The organism is Pseudofrankia coriaricola, assembly GCF_032027725.1.
Lineage (GTDB): Bacteria > Actinomycetota > Actinomycetes > Frankiales > Frankiaceae > Pseudofrankia.
Genome location: NZ_JASNFO010000006.1, coordinates 1 through 14,795, shown reverse-complemented (window position 1 = coordinate 14,795; position 14,795 = coordinate 1). Strand labels below are relative to the sequence as shown.

Sequence of the window (14,795 nt, the reverse complement as noted above, 5' to 3'; positions counted from 1 at the left end):
CCCCAATGGTTGGCGTCGAACCAGGGTTTCGGACTCCGAGCGTGGCCGCATTCGCACGATGTGTCGGCCCGTGCCCACCAAGGGGCACGCCAGATGAGCGGCGGGTGCTCGCGGCCGGCGCGAGGCACGGCACTCCCTCGTCCGGCCGGCTTCGCGGACGCCTCGATCAGAATCCTGCGCGCGGTGCGGAGGGTTCGCTTCGTGCCGTTGCCGGGCCCGTCTGACCCGGTCCTGCGGGCCGCGGGCCTGGGAGGGACGTCGTAGGAGGGAAGCCGGCGAGACTCCGGCACTGCCCGCGGCGGTCAAAGGGACAGACCGTCGTCACGACGCGCTGGGCAGGTCTGGCCGCTCGGGTCGGCGAGGCGGGGCCGCCAGGCCTGTCTGGTAGGCGATGACGACGAGCTGGGCCCGGTCGCGGGCGTGGAGTTTGGCCATGGCCCGATGGACGTGGGTGCGGGCGGTGAGTGGGCTGATGACGAGGCGGGCGGCGATCTCGTCGTTGGAGTAGCCCTCGGCGACGAGTGCTACTACCTCTCGTTCGCGGGTGGTCAGGACGCTCAGCGTGTCGGAGGTCGCGCGGGTCATGGTGGGTTCGGGCACGGCGAGGAAGCGGGTGATCAGCGCGCGGGTGGCGGTTGGTGAGAGCAGGGCGTCGCCGGCGGCCACCAGCCGGATCGCGGAGAGGAGCTCCTCGGCCCCGACGTCCTTGCCGAGGAATCCGCTGGCGCCTGCTCGCAGTGCGTGGGCGACGTACTCGTCGAGCTCGAAGGTGGTGAGGATGAGGATCCGCGTGGTGGCCAGGTCCGGGTCGGCGCAGATGGTGGCGGTCGCGGTCAGGCCGTCGGTCCCGGGCATCCGGATGTCCATGACGACGACCTCCGGGTGGTGTTGACGGGTGCGGGTGGTCGCCTCTCCGCCGTCGGCGGCCTCAGCGACGACGGTCATGTCCTCCTGGGAGTCGATCAGCATCCGGAAGGTCGCCCGCAGTAGAGCCTGGTCGTCGGCGAGTAGCACGCGGATCGTCATCGGTACCTGCCTTCGTGGCGGAGGTGGGCTGCAGCGGGAGCCAGATGGCGACCTGGAAGCCGCCGTCGGGCCGGGGACCGGCGGTCAGCTCGCCGCCGACCGAGCGGGCGCGTTCGCGCATGCCGATGAGGCCGAATCCGCCGGTCGCCCGGCCGCCGGCCGCCTGTCCGTGGCCGCTCGCGGTACCCGCCTCCTTCTCATCCACGCCGGCCGCTGTGGAGTGGGGCCGGCCCGTCGCGCCGCCATGGTCGGTGACGGTCATGGTGAGCATGTCGCGGAAGTAGGTGATCTGTACGTGCGCGGTGTCGGTGGCCGCGTGTTTTGCCACGTTGGTCAATGCCTCTTGGGCGACGCGGAACGCGGTCAGGTCCACCCCGGGGGACAGCGGCCGCGGGTCCCCGGCCACGTCGACGGTGACCGCGAGACCAGCCTCGGCGAACGCGGCGGTCAGGTCGGGTAGCCGGCCCAGCCCGGGGGCTGGTTCCAGCGGCGCGTTCGGGCTGTCGTCGGCCCGGAGCAGGCCGACGGTGGCCTTGAGGTCCCGAAGCGCCGCCGAGGTGGTCGCGGCGAGGCCGGCCAGGATCTCCCTGGTCTGCTCGGGCCGGGTCACGGCGAGGTGGGCGGCAGTACTGGCCTGGGCGTTGGCCAGGGTCATGTGGTGGGCGACGACGTCATGCAGTTCGCGGGCGATCCGGGTGCGCTCGTCGATCACACGTCGGCGGGCCTCCTGCTCCCGGGTGTGCTCGGCGTGCTCGGCACGGGCCCGCTCGGCGGCCAGGTAGGCGCGGCGTAGCCGCGCGGTGTTGCCAAGCGCGGCGGGGAGCATCAGCCAGGCGATCGGGCCGATGGTCTTCAACACCAGCGGGTAACTGGCTGGATCACCGATCAGTGCGGCCGTCACGACCAGGGTGGCGGTGGCGCCGGTGAACACGATCGCGGTCGTCCGGTCGGTGTGGTCGGCCAGCCAGTAGAGCGCGGCCATGGCCGGGGCGATCAGCAGCATGCTAAGGAGGTAGCCGTGCAGCGCTATGCCGGCGGCGCAGATGGCGGCTACCGTCACGACCGTGCGTGGCCGGCGTTCGTGCCACAGCAGAGTGACGCAAGAGATCGCGGCGAGTATCACCGCCGGCCAGGCGGAGTCCGGGCGGGTGGCGTTGCCGGGAGCGATGCGGCTACCAGGCCCGGCCGCGGCGAACATCAGCAGTGCGACCACGGCGGTGGTCGCCCCGCGGTGGTCGCTCGCGAACCGTCGCCAGACCGTCGCTATGATCAGGAGTTCCCGTCGGGTGCTGTAACCGTGCCGCCCACGGTACGTGTTCGCCGGCCGGTGCAGCACGGCGTTGCCGGGATGGCCGGCCGGGCGGGGGCTCCTCATCGGACCGAGGCGGACTCGGCGGAAGCGGGACCAACGGCGACGGCGGCCGGCGGCGGCGGCGCGGGCTGGTCGCCTGCCGCCTGGTGCGCGATCTCCGGCCGGTGCAGCGCCCGCCCCGCCGGGGCTACGAAGGCGATCCGAGCAAACGCCCCGTTCGCCGTCGTCCCCGGAAAGCGCTCGTCCAGGAGATCAAACGCCTTCTCGGACTCGGTACCGGGAATGGAGAACGCTTCGTCGGGAGCCGGCGGTGCTTTCGCCGCGGCGAAGGCAAGAGCGGCGAGGGCTGCCACCCACAGCACGACGACATACCGTCGCCGCCGATAGGCAAGTCGGCCCAGCCGATACAGGACACTCGCCACGAGCGGTCTCCGTCTCTATCTCGGGTTCCGTTCCAGGCTGCCCTGCCGACCCCTGCCCGGTCGTCGTCCCTGCGCCGACATTTCCGCGTACGACGAGCGCAGTACGTGCCGCCTGGCCGCGTCGGCCCGCAGGAGCCTCGCCGGCTCACGATCAGCCAGTCCAGCCAGTCACCCCAGCGCACCGCTCGCTACCCACCCGATTGGCTGGTTGGGCCCGCCGGGCCTCAGTTCCGCTCCGCCTGGCCGCCGCGCCACGACGCCACCGCGGAGTACCACGGAATACGTAGGGGGAATGTCGGCGTGCGCACGACGACAAGCCGAAGGACTCCGGACAGGATGACGAAAAGGCGAAACCGACGCTGGCGCATGACAACCCGCGCCGCCGGAATTCCGTGCGCCGTCGGACCGCTTCTAGCGCGGACAGGAGCGTGGAGAACGTGGATAGCAGGCTAGCCAGTCCCGGCAACACCGTACCCAAATGGCCCGAGACCGATACCGCGCCGCCAGTGTGGACCGAGGGCTCCGTCCCGCCGCGGCCCGAGATGCTCGGGCAGGCCAGGGTCAGGCCGGAGCCGAAGATCGCCGAACCAGCCGATCCCCGAAAGCACCCGACGCAGCCCTCGATGACCGACCCGGTCGGCGGGCCGCCGCCCCGTCGCCACCGGTGCCGCCGCCGGTGGCGACGCGTTCTGCTCGTCCTCCTGGTCGGCCAGCTGGTATCGAGGCGCGCCGCGCTGCCCGCCGCGACGACCTGATGACGGCCCTCGCGCGTCGGGGGCCGCGTGAGGTACGGCCTCTCGCCTCGCTGTCAGCCGTCGGGTGGACGAATCCTCCGGCCAGCACATCACCGTCAGCAACGCCGTCGGCGGTTCGTGCTCAGCCATGCGGAAGGCATTTCGTCGGGGCCCGGTCGCCCCGAAGCGCCCGCGGCCGGGCGCGACCTATGGGCGGGCATGAGTGGGACTATTCCGTCCGGCCGTCGCCGTAATCCCCCTCGGGGTCTCACCGCCGAGCCAAGGTGCACATCGACGGCGGACACATCGAGGTCAGGCCTTGGCATCGGACCAGCGGTCGACGACGGCGATGTCGACGACGAAGCGGACCGGGCTGCCGGCGGCCCAGTAGGCGGCGGTCGCCGCGAGCGCGTGCCGGGTCGCGGCGACGGCCCGGTCGGCGTGCTCGGCGGGGACGTGCAGGAGCAGCTCGTCGTGCAGGCAGAGCACGATCTCACCGCCGAGCGGCACCAGAGCCTGGCGGACTGTCACCGCCCAGGCCTTGAACAGCTCGGCGGCGGCACCCTGGACGACGGCGTTACGCGCGAACCGGCCCCAGGCCGCGCTCGCCCGGCCAAGGTCCAGGTCCACGGCCGGGTTTGCGGTTGCGGCCGGGTTTGCGGTTGCGGCCGGGTTTGCGGTTGCGGCCGCGTCCGCGGTGATGGCGCGCAGCGGGATCCGCCGGCCACCGAACGTCCGCAGCGCGCCCTCGGCCGCCTCGCCCGCTCGGGGAGCGGGCATGTCCGGCGAGGCCCGCTCCGGAGATGCCGGACCGTTCCGGTCCGGGACGGGCGGGGGCGACGGATGTCCGGCCGCCGTCCCGGCAGGTGAGGCTGTGTCAAGCGGACGGCCGAGGGCGGCGGCGCGGCCGGCGGCGTCGGCCGCGTCGAGATAGGCCAGCGCCACCGGGTAGGTCTCGCGCATCTGGCGCAGCGCCTGTCCGGCGGCACCGGTCGTCTGGCCGTACATCGCGGCGAGCACCGCGATCTTCGCGGTCGGCCGGTCGACCGCGAGCCGGGCCGCGACCGGGGCGTACAGGTCGTCCTGCGCCGTGGCCTTCGTGAGCTCCGGGTCGCTGGAGACGACGGCCAGCACCCGCGGCTCGATCTGGCCGAGGTCGGCGCGCACGAACCGGTACCCAGGCTCGGCGACCACCAGGACCCGCAGGTCGGCGGGCAGGTTGTGCAGCCCGGCGGCGGCGGTCATCCGCCCGGCGGCGCCGTCGCTGCCGTGCCACTCGCCGCGCAGCCGGCCGTCGGCGCCGACGTGGGTGTCCAGCCAGCGGAAGCCGTAGGTCGTCGCGATCCGCTCGGCCTTGCGCCAGGCCAGCAGCGCGTCGACCACCGGATGCGTCCCGCGCAGCGGCGTCAGCCGGCCCGCCCTGGTGTCCGGCACGTCGATCCCGAGCGCCGCCAGGCCCGCCCGGATCGACGCGGGGTTGCGCAGGTCGACCGACGCGCCCAGATGCCGCAGCACTGGGGCGTCTCGTTCCCGTCTCGACGCCGCCTCGCCGGCCGCGTCCCGCGACCGCGGCCCGACGATCTCGCGGATCGTCGACTCGGCCGTCGCGCGGTCGACGGGCAGGCCGTCACGCCACAGCTCGTGGGCGAGCAGCTCGGCGGCCGACTCGGCCCGCGCCGTCAGCACCGCGAGCGGAATCCGGGCCGGCCGTGCCCGCGGGTCGGGCAGAGCCCGCAGCGCCTGTTCCTGCGCGGCCATCACGACCAGCGCGAGCCGGGCGAACCGCCCCGCCCTGACCAGCCGCTCACCCAACCCGCCCGTAGCAGTGCCGCGCAGCGTCTCCTCGACCCAGCCGGTCCGCAGCTGCCCGTCTGGCCCGACCGGATCGTCCGCGTCGCCGGCCTCCGGGCCGTCCGCGTGGTCGTCGACGACGGCGAGCAGGTCGAGCTGCCCGTCGCGGCGCGGCCGGTGCGGCGGCGGCGGGAGCGGGAGGCCGCGAGCGGCCGCCCACACCGCTCCCGGATCGTCCCGATGCCCGCCGCGCAGCACCCGGTGCACCGCCGCCAGATCCCAGCACAGCGCCGGCCCGCCACCGCCGGTGGCCACGGTCAGGGGCGATCCCTTCCCCCGCGTCGACCACCACACCCAGCGGGGCCCGACCGCGCCCTCCACCTCCGCCAGCACCCCGCCGGCCTCGGCCGCCTCGGCCCACCCGCCGCCGTCCCACGCCAATGCCGTCCCGACTCCGGCGACCGCGACCACGGCCACCGCGCCACCGCGCCCCACCCCGGCCGCGCGCAGCGCCTCCACCGCGCGCACGGCGCCACCCGATGCCGTCGCACCGGGGGGACGCGCTGCCGAGGCCACACCCGCATGCTGCCGCACACCACCGACAAACCGCCCCCGCCCCCGCCGGCGGCCGCCCGGCGGCACGCGACCGGCTGATCACCGCCCCGCGTTGTCGCCGTCGCGAATGGGGCTAAACCAAGGCCGTGACAACACGCCCGCGACGGTCATGAGCGATCGCCGGCTGGAAGTAGTGGTCCATCACCGACAGCCAGCCCACCCCGGCCGCCTCCGCCGCGGCACCGACGTCGGCGAGCCGCGGCCCAAGCCCCGCGGCCCCATCCGGATGATCGAACGAGATGATATGTGTTCCCAACCGCATGTCAGCCTCCCGCCGGAGCATAGGGACAGTTGGGTTGTCGCGCCGTCCAACCACCGCCGATACCATCAAGCGAACCCCAGCGGTTGCTCCCATCGTCGCGCAGCGGCTGGATTCCTCCGTCGGTGCCCGTATCGTCGGCCCACATCTGGCCTTTCGCTGGGCCGCTGACCACGAGCGCCTCCCACGACGAACAGCCGCAATGACAGAGGTACAGCAGCCCAGCTTCCGGCTGGTCGGAGTCGTACTGCTTCAACCAGGCGTCCTCAGCCGCGCTGGCGGATCGCGCGGTGCAGGAAGGCCCGGTTCTGTTCGGCGGCGATCCGCGCACCGGGGTTGAGCTCCAACGCCCTTTCGGCCCGGTGGGCCGAGGTCGAGGACTCCTGTCGCGGGCTGCGCGCGTTCGTCGAAGACCAGGCTCGCGCCGATAGCAGGCGGGCTGTTCGGATGTGGTAGAGCCAGGTATACCCCGCGGGCCCAGAATGCTTTACCACGGCTGCTGGCGTCCACGCCATCGCGTTCCGAACGGGTGTTTTCTACGGTCGGCACATGGGATTTCGAGGGCTCACGACGATCGTCGTCGCCGGTGTACTGGTGCTTGGCGCGGCATCGTCTACGACCTGGGCGGCGGCCGGGAGCACCCGCCAGCCGTCGGTGAACTGGCATGGCTGTCATACCGGCCCGGCCGACGAACTGGGAGCGGCTCTCGACGCCGAGGGTGCCCAGTGCGCCGAGGTGACCGTACCGGTCGACTACAACCACCCTCACGGCCGGAAGATCTCGGTCGCGATGGCCCGGATCAAAGCGACTGATCCGGTCCGGCGTCGCGGCATCCTGATGCTCAACCCGGGCGGCCCGGGCGGCAGTGGAATGGAGACGGTGCTCATCAACAAGCTGATGCCGGACGTCGCGGCCCGCTACGACCTGATCGGGATGGACCCGCGGTTCGTGGGCCGCAGCAGCCCGATCGAGTGCCAGTGGAAGACCGACACCTTCCTGCGTTCCGCCGGCCCCGACCGGCGCACTTTCGACGAGAGTGTCACGCTGGCGAAGGAGCTTGCCGCCGGATGCGCCCGGGGCAACCTCGACCTCCTGCCGTACGCGTCGACCCGGAACACCGCCCGCGACATGGACCTCGTCCGCCGTGCCCTGGGCGAACAGAAGCTCTCTTACCTCGGCTACTCCTACGGCACATACCTGGGCGCGGTCTACCTGCAGATGTTCGGTTCCCATGCCGACCGGGTGGTGCTGGACAGCCCCGTCGACCCGGACGTCTTCGGCCCCGCTCTGATCTCCCGCGCCGCGCCGGCGACCCAGGCAGCACTGGAGCACTGGGCCACCTGGGCGGCCGGCCGCGACAGCGAGTACGGCCTCGGCGGCACCCCCGGCGAGGTGCTGGCCACGGTCGACCGCATCAACCAGGCAAGTGCGCGCAGCCCCCTCAAAGTCGGGACGTACACCGTGGACTCGCATGTCCTGCCGTACTTCCTGTTCGCCCACCTCTACGACGACAGCACCGCGGGCTACGCGGACCTCGCCGAGCAACTGCGGGTGTTCGACGCCGCCGCGCGCGGTGGACCGGCGACGCCCACATTCTCGCTGGAGACGTTTCTCGCCGGCCTGTTCACCGGCGCCGGTTACGCTGCCGACCGGGCCGGGACCGCCGTCATCTGCGCCGATCGCGCCGCCTCCCGCGACCCGGACACGTATTTCCGCGACATCGAGAGCCACCGTCATGACGAGCCGCTGTTCGGGCCCCTGGCCCACAACATCACACCCTGCGCGTTCTGGCCGACGCGGCCGGCGGAAAAGCCTACAACGATTCGCACCGACGTGCCGGCGCTGATCGTCGGTGCCGACGGCGACCCGGTCGCCCCGTATCCGGGACAGCAGGCGATGCATGGGGCACTGACGGGCTCGCGGATGGTGACTCTGCGCGGCGGTTTCGCGCATACCGAGTACCTGGCCGCGGAAAATGCCTGCGTCGACGGCACCGTGAACCGGTATCTGGTCGACGGGGCTTTCCCGACCCGCGACACAGACTGCGTTGTAGGGTCCTGAGAATGGCGGCCAGCGTGTGGCGGGCGATGGCGGGCAGTCCGGTCCGTTTCCTGGTGTCCACGTGGCCTTGGCGAAGCCTCGCCTACGTCGGCAGCACGGTGGCGGTCAGCCTGGGTGCCTGGGTCGCCGTCGTCCCCTTGCTGCTGTTCCCTCCGTCGCTCCCGCTGATCGGGGTGCCGATCGGCGCGCTGGAGCGTCACCGGCTCCGCCTCCTGGCGTCGGACCCGCTTCGCGGCCCGCACAGGCCGATCAGTGGGGGCGCGCTGACGTGGGCGCGGCGCCGGGTACGCGAGGCCGCGACCTGGCGGGAACTCGGCTATGCCGCCTGCCTGTTGTCGCTCCTGCTCGTCCTCGACGCGGGCGCGCTGCTCGCCCTGTTCGTCTGCGCCGTGCTGCTGGCTCTGCCACTGTTCGTCGCGACGGTCCCGGACCTGGTCCAGATCCAGCTGGGTACCTGGTCGGTCCACACGGTTCCCCAGGCATGGGCGGCGGCCGGCCTGGTCGGGGTGCCCGCGACGCTTCTCACGCTCTACGGCCTGGCCGTTCTCGCCGGTGCCCAGGCGGGACTCGCCAGGTGGCTGCTGGCGCCGTCCAGCACGGAGATGAACCGGCAGGTGGACGAACTCCTCCAGTCGCGCACCCGGCTGGTGAACGCGTTCGAGGCCGAACGCCGCCGCATCGAGCGCGACCTGCACGACGGCGCCCAGCAGCACCTCGTACTCCTGACGATGAATCTGGGCCTGGCCGAAGTGGAACTCGCCGGCGACAGCGGACGGGCAGGGACGCTCGTCGGTGAGGCGCAGCAGCAGGCCCGGATGGCGCTCGCCGCGATCCGAGAGCAGATCCGCGGCATCCATCCCCAGGTTCTCACCGATTTCGGGCTGGCCGAGGCGGTGGGCGAACTCGCCGAGCGGTGCCCGATTCCGGTCGAGGTCGACGTCGTGTTGCCCGGACGCCTGCCGCCCGCGGTCGAGTCCACCGCCTACTTCGTCGTCTCCGAGGCCCTGACCAACGTGGTCCGGCACGCCGCGGCAGACCACATCCGGGTCAGCGGCGTGGCGGCGAACGAACGCCTGACACTGACGGTCGTCGACGACGGGCAGGGCGGCGCCGACCCCTCGCTGGGCACGGGTCTGCGCGGCCTGGCCGACCGCGTCGCTGTCATGGATGGCACTCTGCAGATCAGCAGCCCGCGAGGAGGGCCCACCACAGTGCGGATCGATCTTCCGTGTCGCTACGAATAGTGCTGGCCGAGGACGCCACCCTCATGCGTGCCGGTCTCGTCAGCCTGCTCGAAGGTCTCGGCCATACGGTCGTCTCGGCGGTCGGTGACGGTGACTCGTTGCTGAGGGCCGCCCGGGAGCACCGGCCCGACCTCGTCATCACCGATGTCCGTATGCCGCCCACTCTCACTGACGAGGGGCTGCGCGCCGCGGTGGCGCTACGGGCAGGCGACCCGGGCGCGGCGGTCCTGGTGCTGTCGCAGTACGCGGCCACCGCGTACGCCGCCGAGCTGCTCGGCCCGTCCGGCCAGGCCGGGGTCGGTTATCTGCTCAAGGACCGCATCGGCGAAGTCGCCGACTTCACCGACGCGGTGTCCAGGGTCGCCGGCGGCGAGACCGTCATCGACTCCGACGTGGTGCGCCAGCTGCTGAACCGGCAACGCTCGACCAACCCACTTGACCGGCTGACGCCGCGGGAACGTGAGGTGCTCGCCCGGATGGCCGAAGGCCGCTCCAATCCGTCGATCGCCCGCATGCTCGGGATCAGCGAGGCCGCGGTGGCCAAGCACATCGGCAACATCTTCATGAAACTCGACCTCCCCACGGAGGACGGTCACCGCCGGGTGCTCGCCGTCCTGACCTACCTGCGGAACTGACCGACCGCTCCGGACCCCGGTATCCGACATGGGTGTTGTCCTTGTGGTGTTGGGTACGTAAATCGTCAACCCAGGAAAGTCACCAAAAGCGGGGTCATGCGATGCCGACCATCGGTTATAGGCTGGTTGGGATGGCACGGTTCGGGACTCAGTGCCGGCGAGGCGGCACCGCTGCCGCCCGCCTGGCGGCCCGGCTATCACCCCGGTCGCCTCGGGAACGGGCCTCCACGGCCCGTACAGCCGTGCCCGTCTTGTCGCGCATTGTAGTGGCGGTCTAGGGCAGGTCGCCTGCCAGCCGAGGTGCCCGGTCGGTCAGTCTCGCGGCGGCGTGGGGACGGCCGCCGGGGCGGCGGGCCGGTGGCGCAGGGCCGAGCGGATCAGGAGGCCAGCGGCGAGTGCCCAGAAGGCGGCACCGACACCGGCAAGGGTGATGCCGCTGGCCGCGACGACGAAGGTGACGATGGCGGCCTGGCGGTCGTCCGGGTCGGCCAGGGCCGAGGTCAGCGACGACGCGAGCGTGCCGACGAGGGCGAGGCCGGCGACGGCCGTGGTGACGCCGGCCGGGGCGGCGGTCACCACAGTCACCAGGATCGTCGAGACCAGGGCGAGGACGAGGAAGGTCCAGCCGGCGAGGTGGGCGACGACCCAGCGCCGCCTCGGGTCGGGGTGCGCCTCCGGGCTCGCGGCGAGCGCCGCGGTGATCGCGGCCAGGTTGATCGCGTGGCCGCCGGCGAACGCGCCGACGACGGTGCCGACACCGGTCACCGTCATCGACTCCCGCCACGGGACGGCGTAGCCGTAGGAGGACAGCACCGCGACGCCGGGGACGTTCTGCGACGCCATCGTGACGATGTAGAGCGGGATGGCGAGCGAGAGCACCGACGCCCAGGTCAGCGTCGGCGCCGTCAGCTCGACGCGCGGCAGCAGCGGACCGTCGAGACCGCCGTGGCGGCCGAGCCAGATCCCGATGGCTACCACCGCGGCGGCGAACGCCACCGGCACCGCCCAGCGCGGCGCGAGCCGCAGCAGCACCAGCCACACCACGACCGCCGGCGCGACGAGCGCCGGATGGTCGACCAGCCCGTGGACGGGGGCCAGGCACAGCGTGAGCAGGACGCCGGCGAGCATGGCCTGCGCGATCGGCGCGGGGATCGACGCGATGAGCCCGCCGAGGCGTGGCCACAGCGCCGTGAGCAGGATCAGCCCGCCGACGACGAGGAAGGCCCCGACGGCGGCCGGCCAGCCGCCGTCGACCGCGCCGGTCGAGGCGAGCAGCGCCGCGCCCGGCGTCGACCAGGCGAGCAGCACCGGCATCCGGTGCCGGCGGCTGAGCCACAGCGTCCCGAGTGCCTGGGTGACGGTGACGGAGAGCAGGCCCGAGGCGGCCTGCGCCGGGCTCGCCCCGGCTGCCCGCAGCCCGGTGAGCACCACGACGGACGCGCTCGCGAACCCGACCAGCGCCGTGACGACGCCCGCGCTGACCAGATGAGCGGCCCGGACCCCCGAGGCCGCCCCAGCTCTCGAGGGGGCCTCAGTTCCCGAGGCGGTCTCAGTTCCCGAAGCGGCCCGAGTTCCCGAAGCGGCCTGGTCGCCCGGACCGGCCGCGCCGGGCGGGCCGCCCGCCACGCCTGCCATGGCACCCGCCGTGCCGGCTGCCGCGTCTGTCGCGCCGGCGGTTGCGTCCGTCGCGCTGGCCGTTGCGTCCGCGCCCGAGGCGTCGAGTGTGTCGGCCGCGGCGTCCGGCGAGTCGAGATGGCGCTGTTCCACATACAGAACATAGGAGCGACCAAGCCCCGGGTGGCCGGGCCTCGACTGGCCCGACCACCCGGAGCATCATCCGAGCCTTGCTCGCCGTGCTTCAGCCGGTGAGGGAGCCTCGCCTGCGGGCGAGAAGGAGTGCGGTGGCGGCCGCGGCGACGGCGACGGCGGCCAGGGCCCATCCGGTGGCGTACTCGGCGTGGCCGGTGGAGTGGCTGTTCTCGGTGACGGTCAGGAACACGGTGCCGACGGTGGCGATGCCGGTGACCTGGCCGAGCTGCATGACGGTCAGCAGCAGGCCGCTGGCGTCCGGCGCGTTCTCGACCGGGACGTGCTGCAGGGCGAGGGTCATGACGATCGGCATCACGCCGAGACCCAGGCCGATCACGGCGGTGATCAGCTCGTAGCCGACGCCGCCGCCGGCGAGCGGGCCGATCCACAGGTAGGAGACGGCGGCCAGCGCGAACCCGGCCGGGACCAGGCGGCTGTGCCAGCGACCCGGCATCCGCTGCCAGTTGAGGCTGACCAGGGCGAAGGCGGCGACGCACGGTATGAAGGCAAGCCCCGAGCCGAGTGGGCCCATGCCCAGGTCACCCTGCAGATGCAGCGTCGTGGTGAACAGGAATGCGCCCCAGGTCGCCGGCGCGAGCAGCAGCACGCCGACCGCCGGCAGCAGGCCGGGCGCGCGCAGCACCGGCCCGGAGATCAGCGGCTGCCCGCCGCGGGCGGCGACGCGGCGTTCCACCGCGGCGAACAGGCCGAACAGCGCCACGCTGGCGATGAGTGACGCGATGCACCACGCGGGCCAGCCCTCGTCGTGGCCGAGGATCAGGGGCAGCACGAAGAGCAGCACCGCGGGGCTGACCACCAGCAGTCCCGGCACGTCGAGGCGCACGCCGTGCCCGCCGCGGTCCTTGGGCAGGACGCGGGGGCCGATCGCGAGCAGCACCGCGCCGATCGGCACGTTGAGCAGGAACACCGGCCGCCAGCCGGAGCCGAACAGGTCGGCGCTGACCAGCAGTCCGCCGGCCGCCTGGCCGACGACGACGCCGCCGGCGACCACGGCCGTGAAGAGGCCCAGCGCCCTGGCTCGCGCCGGCCCGGTGAAGGTCCGCTGGATCATGCTCATGACCTGCGGCGTCATCAACGCGGCACCGGCGCCCTGGACGAACCGGAAGCCGATCAGTGTGCCGGAGCCCGGCGCGAGGCCGCAGGCGCCGGAGGTGATGGTGAACACGGCGAGCCCGGCGAGGAACGTCGCCCGGTGCCCGATCATCCCGCCGAGGCGCGCGCCGGTGATCAGCAGCACCGCGTAGGACAGCACATAGCCGGCGACGATGAGCTGCAGGCCGGCGTCGGACGTGCTCAGGTCGGCGCGCAGCGTCGGCAGGGCGACGTTGACGATGCTGACGTCCAGGATCGCCATGAACTGGCCCAGCAGCAGGACCGCGAGAGCGAGCCCGCCGCCGCGTCCTGCCGGGGCCGGGGCCGGGGCCGCCGCCACAGCCGCGACCTTGCCGGCCCGGGTGCCCGGGGCCGGTCGTGCGGCCGAGTCGGTGGGCCGCGGCTGGGTGGGCACCACCACGCGGGGCACTGCCTCGGCTGGCGCCGTCTCCGCCGTCTCCGCCGTCTCCGCCGTCTCGGCCGTCTCCGCCGTTTCTGTTGTTTCTGTTGTTTCCGGCGGTTGGGAACGCGGCTGGGCCGTGGGTTGCTGAGGTGTGCGGGGGATGACGCGGTGCAGGTCGGTGGGAGTGCGGGCCTCGACCGGCCCGCCCGCGGCCGGGTGGGGCACGTGATGCCCGGCCATCTCGGTCGTCTCTGTCATGGTTGTCAGCCTGCGCCATCACGGATACCGGTAAAGAGAGCCTGTCCATACTGGTACTGTCAGCACCAGGCACAGCGGGCCACCGTCGGGCAGTCTGGAGGGCGTGACCATGGCGCAGCCGACGGAGATCGAGTACGTGCCCGCGCCGCGCCGGCCGAGGCAGCCGCGGCCGGCGGAGCGGCCGCCCGGTGAGGCGAGGTCAGGCGCGCGGGCGAGCGAGCGCCGCGCGGAGCTCGCGTCGTTCCTGCGTAGCCGCCGGGAGCGAGTCAGCCCGGAGGACGTCGGCATGCCGCCCGGCCCGCGCCGGCGCACCCCCGGCCTGCGCCGGGAGGAGGTCGCCCAGCTTTCCGGGGTCGGCGTCACGTGGTACACGTGGCTCGAGCAGGGGCGGCCGATCAACGCCAGCGCCCAGGTGCTCGGCGCGGTGGCGCGGACGCTGCGGCTCGACGTCGCCGAGTGCGAGCATCTGTTCCGGCTGGCCGACGTGCCACAGGCGGCGGCCGCCCCCGACGAGCCACAGGAGGCGACGCGGGACCTGCGCGTCATCCTGGACGGCCTCGACCCGCTGCCGGCCTCGCTCGTGAACGCCCGCTCCGACGTGCTCGCCTGGAACGACGCGTACGCGGCGATGTTCCCGCACGTCGTGAACGCCCCGGCCACCGAGCGGAACTCGTTCTGGTTCATGTTCACCGCCCCGCCGGAGATCAACCCGATCGTGAACCTTGACGAGCAGGCCCCCGAGGGCGTGGCCGTGTTCCGCTACCGCTACAGCCAGCACCTGGGCGACCCGGAGTGGCAGGACTTCGTCCACCGTCTCTGTGCGGCGAGCCCCCTGTTCGCCCGCCTCTGGGCGACGCACAACGTCGCCCCGCCGCGCCCCTGCAACAAGCGGTTCCGCTTCCCGGAGGTCGGTGAGATCGCGGCGCGGACCACCCACCTCGACGTCGGCGCGCTGCCCGGCGTCCGGCTGGTGGTCTACACACCGATCGACGACGCCAGCCGCGACCGCCTGGCCGAGCTGCGAGCTCGTGCCACGGCCGCGGGCCGCCTCCAGGGCTGACCCGCGCACGTGGCCCCCCCCCCCCCGGCGGGGGGGGCCCCGGCGCGGGGCAG

At 73.0% G+C, this 14,795-nt stretch carries 13 protein-coding genes; 5 read left to right on the top strand and 8 right to left on the bottom strand.

What is annotated here, in order from left to right; translation table 11 throughout:
- Positions 1-321: 321 nt before the first annotated feature.
- The 3 genes from QOZ89_RS05935 to QOZ89_RS05925 are packed head-to-tail and all read right to left on the bottom strand — an operon-like array spanning position 322 to position 2,760.
- Entirely contained in the window at positions 322-1,026 is a 705-nt protein-coding gene (locus tag QOZ89_RS05935) for a response regulator transcription factor (protein ID WP_071052395.1), read from the bottom strand.
- Complete coding sequence (locus QOZ89_RS05930) at positions 929-2,401, bottom strand: sensor histidine kinase (RefSeq protein ID WP_083419587.1); 1,473 nt, start codon at positions 2,399-2,401, stop codon at positions 929-931. Before QOZ89_RS05930 ends, QOZ89_RS05935 begins: the two co-directional genes overlap by 98 nt.
- Entirely contained in the window at positions 2,398-2,760 is a 363-nt protein-coding gene (locus QOZ89_RS05925) for a hypothetical protein (RefSeq protein WP_071052396.1), read from the bottom strand. The genes QOZ89_RS05930 and QOZ89_RS05925 overlap by 4 nt, the downstream gene beginning before the upstream one ends.
- 428 nt (positions 2,761-3,188) lie before the next feature.
- Here QOZ89_RS05925 and QOZ89_RS05920 point away from each other — a divergent pair, with 428 nt between their 5' ends.
- Complete coding sequence (locus QOZ89_RS05920) at positions 3,189-3,515, top strand: hypothetical protein (RefSeq protein WP_131804149.1); 327 nt, start codon at positions 3,189-3,191, stop codon at positions 3,513-3,515.
- 291 nt (positions 3,516-3,806) lie between these two features.
- On the opposite strand, the gene QOZ89_RS05915 is transcribed toward QOZ89_RS05920, so the two are convergent.
- From QOZ89_RS05915 to QOZ89_RS05905, 3 genes are all read right to left on the bottom strand, one after another.
- Positions 3,807-5,813: a DNA polymerase gene (locus QOZ89_RS05915; RefSeq protein WP_312623191.1), complete on the bottom strand. Its 2,007-nt coding sequence runs from the start codon at positions 5,811-5,813 to the stop codon at positions 3,807-3,809.
- Positions 5,814-5,973: 160 nt separating this feature from the next.
- Positions 5,974-6,162, bottom strand: a complete 189-nt coding sequence (locus QOZ89_RS05910; RefSeq protein ID WP_198543497.1) for a hypothetical protein — start codon at positions 6,160-6,162, stop codon at positions 5,974-5,976.
- A 1-nt stretch (position 6,163) separates the two neighbouring features.
- Positions 6,164-6,415 carry a hypothetical protein gene (locus QOZ89_RS05905; protein ID WP_131804150.1) on the bottom strand — a complete coding sequence of 84 codons (252 nt, stop codon included), beginning with the start codon at positions 6,413-6,415 and terminating at the stop codon, positions 6,164-6,166.
- A gap of 293 nt (positions 6,416-6,708) precedes the next feature.
- Between QOZ89_RS05905 and QOZ89_RS05900 the strand changes: the two genes are divergently transcribed.
- From QOZ89_RS05900 to QOZ89_RS05890, 3 genes are read left to right on the top strand one after another with little or no spacing between them, the layout of a single operon-like run.
- Positions 6,709-8,220: an alpha/beta hydrolase gene (locus tag QOZ89_RS05900; RefSeq protein WP_312623188.1), complete on the top strand. Its 1,512-nt coding sequence runs from the start codon at positions 6,709-6,711 to the stop codon at positions 8,218-8,220.
- Between the two features lie 2 nt (positions 8,221-8,222).
- Complete coding sequence (locus QOZ89_RS05895; RefSeq protein ID WP_312623187.1) at positions 8,223-9,464, top strand: sensor histidine kinase; 1,242 nt, start codon at positions 8,223-8,225, stop codon at positions 9,462-9,464.
- Positions 9,449-10,099 (top strand): response regulator transcription factor, encoded by a 651-nt coding sequence (locus QOZ89_RS05890; RefSeq protein WP_083419588.1) that lies wholly within the window; start codon positions 9,449-9,451, stop codon positions 10,097-10,099. Before QOZ89_RS05895 ends, QOZ89_RS05890 begins: the two co-directional genes overlap by 16 nt.
- Before the next feature lie 312 nt (positions 10,100-10,411).
- Here QOZ89_RS05890 and QOZ89_RS05885 read toward each other — a convergent pair whose 3' ends face one another.
- Both QOZ89_RS05885 and QOZ89_RS05880 read right to left on the bottom strand, forming a co-directional pair.
- Positions 10,412-11,866 (bottom strand): benzoate/H(+) symporter BenE family transporter, encoded by a 1,455-nt coding sequence (locus tag QOZ89_RS05885; RefSeq protein WP_312623186.1) that lies wholly within the window; start codon positions 11,864-11,866, stop codon positions 10,412-10,414.
- A gap of 91 nt (positions 11,867-11,957) precedes the next feature.
- Positions 11,958-13,682, bottom strand: a complete 1,725-nt coding sequence (locus tag QOZ89_RS05880) for an MFS transporter (RefSeq protein ID WP_312623185.1) — start codon at positions 13,680-13,682, stop codon at positions 11,958-11,960.
- Positions 13,683-13,791: 109 nt separating this feature from the next.
- Here QOZ89_RS05880 and QOZ89_RS05875 point away from each other — a divergent pair, with 109 nt between their 5' ends.
- Entirely contained in the window at positions 13,792-14,742 is a 951-nt protein-coding gene (locus QOZ89_RS05875) for a helix-turn-helix transcriptional regulator (protein WP_083419607.1), read from the top strand.
- Positions 14,743-14,795 lie beyond the last annotated feature (53 nt).